This window comes from Microcystis sp. M083S1 (assembly GCF_020246405.1).
GTDB lineage: Bacteria > Cyanobacteriota > Cyanobacteriia > Cyanobacteriales > Microcystaceae > Microcystis > Microcystis aeruginosa_C.
Map to the genome: position 1 here is coordinate 1 of NZ_JADBTB010000078.1, position 5,834 is coordinate 5,834.

A 5,834-nucleotide genomic window follows, 5' to 3' on the forward strand; every position below is an offset into this window, starting at 1 on the left:
GCACTTCTTCTTAGGTGCATGGCCGGTAATCGGTATCTGGTTTACGGCGATGGGTGTTAGCACCATGGCGTTCAACCTCAACGGTTTCAACTTCAACCAGTCGATTCTCGATTCTCAAGGTCGTGTAATCGGTACTTGGGCTGATGTGCTGAACCGCGCTGGTATCGGGATGGAAGTAATGCACGAGCGTAATGCTCACAACTTCCCCTTAGACTTGGCTAGTGGTGAACAGGCTCCCGTAGCTCTGACTGCTCCTGCTATCAATGGTTAAGTTCTAGTCTGAACGAAAAGGCACTCCCGCGAGGGGGTGCTTTTTTGTGGCTGTGGTTGCTAGAATATAAATCATCTTCTGTCAAGATTGCCAACCAAGACCATGAAACCCTCAATGATTATTGGCCAGTATTATAAAATTGTAAAAAAATTGGGTGTGGGTGGATTTGGAGAAACCTATATAGCTGAAGATTCACGGCGTTTAGGAAGTCAATGTGTTATTAAAAAGCTTATATTTAAAAGCAATAACCAAGATGAACTTAAAAAAGCGCAGGAGTTATTTTATCGAGAAGCTAAAACGCTAATGAATTTAGGCAAACACGATCAAATTCCTTATTTAATTGCCTATTTTTCAGAAGATCAAGAATTTTATTTAGTTCAAGAATATATAGAAGGTGATTCACTGGAAGATGAAATTAGCTCTCGCGGAAAATTCGAGGAACAGGAAGTCATTGAATTTTTGCTAGGGATTCTCCCCGTTTTAGAATACATCCATAAAAAACAAGTAATTCATCGAGACATCAAGCCATCGAATATCTTGCGTCGGGATCGAGATAAAAAATTTATTTTGATTGATTTTGGAGGAGTTAAAGCACCTCTTTTATCCAGTTCACAATTACCGAATTTATCAGGAGGGAATCTAACTAAAATTTTTACCAGTGGTTATACGCCAAAAGAACAAATGGACGGTTATCCAGAATTCAATAGTGATATTTATGCTTTGGGAATGACTGTTATTAAAGCTTTAACTGGTATTGAACCAAAAGATATATCTCGTAATTCGAGTACCAAAATGCTCGCATGGAGAACAAAGGCTAATAACGTGGGGGATCAACTAGCGGCTATTATCGATAAAATGATTCAAGAAAACCACATAGATCGCTATAAAAATGTAGAGGAAATTCTTGAAGACTTGCATCATTTAGGAAAAACAGTAGTTATCACTAAGAGTCGAGTCAGTGTTCTTCGTTCGGTGATCAATACCCAGATTCCTATGGTCAATATACCTCTGGGCAAGTTTTTGATGATATTAGTCATGATCACAGGATTTATCTGGGGTTTTAATCTACTTCGAGCAAGAGTCTTCGATTCGCATCCTGATCCGAAGCCGATGGAGTCCCCAATTCCAAACCCATCTCCTAGTCCTTCTTCGCCAGACCCCGAAAACGAGGGAGGGATTTTTCTTCGTCCCGATAATCTAAAGAAGAACTAGGCGAGAGTCAAAGCACATCTAATCGTCTGGCTTGATAAGAGAAAGAAATAAAACGATTCTTTTGGTTTCTGTGTGGAAACGGGGGTCTATACTGATAGTTTCTTCTTTCAAAATAGTCCTAAAAGTAACGTCAGTTCGGGATAAGGGAATTTTGCCATAGCTTCCACAAAAGAATAGGAGTTTCAGGCTACAGTAGCATCAGGGTTTTAGCTTATCCCGAACTCAGGTTAAAAGTATTATTCAGTAACCATTTCACCTTACATAAACAAAAATTATCACACAAAGTAGAGAAGAGCCATGACACGTCAATTTCATCAGATTATGCCACTGTTGGGATTATTGATTAGCTTGTTAAGTCTCTATACCGCCCAATATAATCTGCACTTTGCTTGGAAAAATCTAGTGATGAATTGTCAATCTCATCGTCACCTAGAAATTTGTCGAGATGTTCTATCGACTATAGAGGTTCCCGATAAACCTCTATTCCTTCGCACTGAAGAGAATAAACGAGAAGGGTCGATCGAGCCGTCAGAACCCCTCTTTTTGCCGACTGATTCTTACCGAAAGCCGATCAGAGTACCTTGATTTTGTCAGAAAATCGTGACAAAACGAACACGGGTGCAGAAATTGTTGAGTTAAGATGATTTTATATTATCCTTAGTGCTGGAGGGTTTTAACGTTGAATAGACTCAAGAGGTTCGCAATAGTTCTTGTAGCGGCAGTAGTCGGATTTTCGGTCTTATTCTCTCAGCCGATTTTCGCAAAAAACCCGCCAGTGAGGTTTCAGTGTCAAACTCTCAGTAATGGTGTTCCCGCTACTGTGGCTACTAGCCCGCAATGGCAGAACCAACCACGTCAATTGATTCGGTGGTTAGAACCGTTAGCGAGAGAGGCTGGGTACACGCCGCTACGACGCTGTCGAGAGGTGAGTAATCGTCTTAATAAACAGTTCAGCAAAGGGGCTCAATATATAGGGCATGGTTATATCAACGGAAATCCCGCAATTTGTACTACTAATAAAGAAGGAGCTAAATGTAGAAAAGAGCAGCTTCTGTGGACGCTTAATGGAAATATTTACGGATTTGAGAATGGCAGTGGTGGGAAAGAAAGCCCTAGTCAGTTATTAGACGACTTGTTCGCTCTCCAAGATAGAAACGTTTCTGGGCGGCCTCTCAAGCAATGTGGTAATAAGTCAACCTTCGTTAACATTATGGCGGTTTTGCGAGGTGAAGAGAAGGTGGCCAGAGAAGTGTGTGTTTCGCAGTAATCATGAAACTTAGAAAATTTATCGTTATCTTTCTGTTAACTTGCATGGTGTTGTTCACCATGCAAGCTTTTTTATATCCTATCGAGGCACAAACTTCTCATTCTGATGAGCAACCCTCTATAGGGAAGATGGATGAAGATATGATAAGGGATATCGCTAGATTGATCACTGTAAGAGTTTACACAGTTTTATGGGAAGACTGGCCATATACAACATCCGACAGCGGTTCGGGAGTTATCGTTGATAGACAAGAAATCAAACGGAAAAATAGTCAAAGCATCTACAATTATTTAGTCTTAACAAACGCCCATGTCTTATCTAGAAGTGGCACATTTTATATTCAAACTCATGAGGGTTTCATTCATAGAGGTCAAATTCATCCCAAGGCTAAATTCGAGCAAATGGGGGTAAAAGCTGATCTAGCCTTGTTATGGTTCGAGAGTCCTTATCAATACGAAACAGCCATTAAAAAAACCTCGGAAAATTTGCCAGATAAAAGTGACTTTTTTGTGACTGGATTTCCCTGTAAAGTAGGTGCAGTTCCTATTACTGATTGTCCAGCAGAATTTCTTTTTACCAAAGGCAAAGGATGGGTTATTGATCGCTATCTAAAGGACGGATATCAATTGGCTTTTACCAATGACACCGAGGAAGGAACCAGTGGAGGTGCAATTCTCAATCAGCAAGGGCATTTAGTCGGAATCAATGGAAAAGGAAAAACCACGGCTGATGCCCCACAAAATAGATACGCAGATGATAAAAAAGTTCCATTCATTATTCAAGACAATGCTCCCTTATCTTTGGGATTACCTATTGATTGGTATTTATCGCTCAATTCTCAGCAATTATTTAGCGAATTACCGACCTCCACGGCTCAATTAGAACCAATCGGATTTTTGTCTCCACCTCCTTCCGTCAAATCAGAAACTCTTGGGGTAAGGAAGTTAAACCCCATGACTCCTGTTGATCGGTTAAATCTTGAACAAAAATTGAACATGATCTTGATACTATCGGGTGTATTGCCTTTGATAGTATTGATTCTGATAATATTAGTAGTTTTGACAATCCTTAAAAATATAATCGAAAATTTTTGGATTTATTTTCATCCAACAGAAATAGCAACATTTCAGATAGAATCGAACGACAAAATTAAAATTTGTATATCAGATTCTGAAAAGGTAGTCGATTTTACTACAAATAAGCCCATAAAATTGGCAGCTGCACAGAACTGTCAAATAATACTTACTTCCTTAAGTTTGGGAAGCCATCAAAACAAAAATATTATCCCCAAAATAGTAGATAATAACCAAAACTATTATCGATACGAGCTAGAAGAGCAAAAAAAAGATCAAAAAGTTATTTATAAAATTCTTTGTCGAGGCAAAAATATTAAACTGATACATACTAGGTCTAAAATTGAAACTGTTACCGTTAAATTTGAATTTCAGGATAACACTGGTCAGTAAAAAATCTTTTGAAAAAAGGAATATTACTCACGAAAGCAAAGTAAAAAACATGAAGTATCGAGCTATTTATACTATTTATTTGTCAATTATTTTATTGGGTATATTGGTAGGCTGTGAAAAAAACGGCAATATGCCGCAAGAGCATGAGGTAAATTCATCAGTAATTTCCGAAACATTAAAAAAATCTACTGTGTATATCAAAGGAATAGGAACGGGTATAATCATCGGTTCCGCTTCTAATGATTACTATGTGCTGACCGCCAAACACGTAGTAGATAATTTATTGAATCCATCTTCAAAGGAGATCGTTACCTATGACAATCGATTCTATCCGATCAAAGAAATTATCCCAGATACAGAATTAGACCTAGCCATTGTTAAATTTACTAGCGATATCGATTATCCTAATGTCACTTTAAATCCCAATATTTCTCAAGGTCAAGCAGTCTCGGTATTAGGTTGGAGATATTGTTCTGGAAAACCAAAAGAGGAGTTGACACGCGGAGCTATAGAGCAGATCGTCCGCTCAGATCAAGAGTACACCGAAAACGATAGAAAGCTTTTAAAGAATCTCGACGATCCAAAAAAACACTTTCAAGAGGGAAATCGAGTCAAATATACAAATCCAACAATTGAAGGAATGAGTGGGGCTGGAGTCTTTAACCAATATGATCAAGTGGTGGCTATTCATGCCACGGCTGGAACCTATGAAAACAGTACAGAAAACTGTTCGGTGTTAGATAGTACCCATAGTCCTAACTGGGGAATTCCAGTCGAGGTTTTTTTAGATTCTGCATTATCTCGCGGAATTCCGCTCGAAACGATCAAAGCTTCTCCTTACCAGAAGGAAAATCCTTCCCCGCAGAATATCAAGGAACAATCAAATGATCCGATCTTTAAAAGACCGAAATCACTAAATTAATCGGCTCTACCGAACCTGTCATGCAAAACTATCAACAATTCGTGCTTGTAAAGCTTGTACAGCAATACTTTGAGTTTTTGTTAAATTGATATTTATCAACTTTAGAGCATTGCTGGGCAGAGAGGGAGCTTGAGGAATTTTCTACAGTGTAAGTTCGGAAGAACCTAAAGCTTGAAGAATTAAAAATGCGGATATCGATCGAATCCGCATTTGATAAAAAAGAGTTCAACGACTATTTATTGAGATTTGCCACCTTTAGCGGCCCAAGTCGCCGCTTGTACGATTGCGGCCTGTGCTGCGCGAGAGGGTTCACGGGAACCTTTTTCCGCGTAGCCTTTTTCTTTGTTGGGAGATCCCGCTTTCGCATCCATACTTTCAGCCATAGCAAGTGTCCTCTCGGTATTCAGGGATTAACAAAACCTGAGTTCGGGATAAGCTAAAACCCTGATGCTACCGTAGCCTGAAACTCCTATTCTTTCGTGGAAGCTATGGCAAAATTCCCTTATCCCGAACTGACGTTAGTTAAGTCTGAGAAATGACTGAGAAAACTGAATAAATTTTTAAGGCTTATTGTGTTATAATAAAACAGCAAAATCTTTTGAGTATTTAAAGTTAAATAGGAGGACTTAAAATGGTTAATAAAATCAGTATTGTCATCTCCAAGAATCCCGATGGATATTTAGTTAACTTTCCTGA

The 5,834-nt window shown here is 38.9% G+C and carries 7 protein-coding genes; 6 read left to right on the forward strand and 1 reads right to left on the reverse strand.

Annotation, left to right across the window (positions count from 1 at the left end):
• The 6 genes from IM450_RS07510 to IM450_RS07535 form a co-directional block, all read left to right on the forward strand.
• A partial coding sequence (locus IM450_RS07510) for a hypothetical protein (RefSeq protein ID WP_287660674.1) occupies positions 1-271 on the forward strand: 271 nt, incomplete at its 5' end.
• 102 nt (positions 272-373) lie between these two features.
• Positions 374-1,483: a serine/threonine-protein kinase gene (locus IM450_RS07515; RefSeq protein WP_287670541.1), complete on the forward strand. Its 1,110-nt coding sequence runs from the start codon at positions 374-376 to the stop codon at positions 1,481-1,483.
• Between the two features lie 297 nt (positions 1,484-1,780).
• Positions 1,781-2,068: a hypothetical protein gene (locus IM450_RS07520; protein WP_287670543.1), complete on the forward strand. Its 288-nt coding sequence runs from the start codon at positions 1,781-1,783 to the stop codon at positions 2,066-2,068.
• A 190-nt stretch (positions 2,069-2,258) separates the two neighbouring features.
• Entirely contained in the window at positions 2,259-2,750 is a 492-nt protein-coding gene (locus tag IM450_RS07525; protein WP_287670545.1) for a COP23 domain-containing protein, read from the forward strand.
• A gap of 2 nt (positions 2,751-2,752) precedes the next feature.
• Positions 2,753-4,216, forward strand: coding sequence for a S1 family peptidase (locus IM450_RS07530; RefSeq protein WP_287670547.1), 1,464 nt, complete (start codon positions 2,753-2,755; stop codon positions 4,214-4,216).
• Positions 4,217-4,265: 49 nt separating this feature from the next.
• Positions 4,266-5,138, forward strand: a complete 873-nt coding sequence (locus IM450_RS07535) for a S1 family peptidase (protein WP_287670549.1) — start codon at positions 4,266-4,268, stop codon at positions 5,136-5,138.
• 236 nt (positions 5,139-5,374) lie between these two features.
• On the opposite strand, the gene IM450_RS07540 is transcribed toward IM450_RS07535, so the two are convergent.
• Positions 5,375-5,521, reverse strand: coding sequence for a hypothetical protein (locus IM450_RS07540; protein WP_287670551.1), 147 nt, complete (start codon positions 5,519-5,521; stop codon positions 5,375-5,377).
• Positions 5,522-5,834 lie beyond the last annotated feature (313 nt).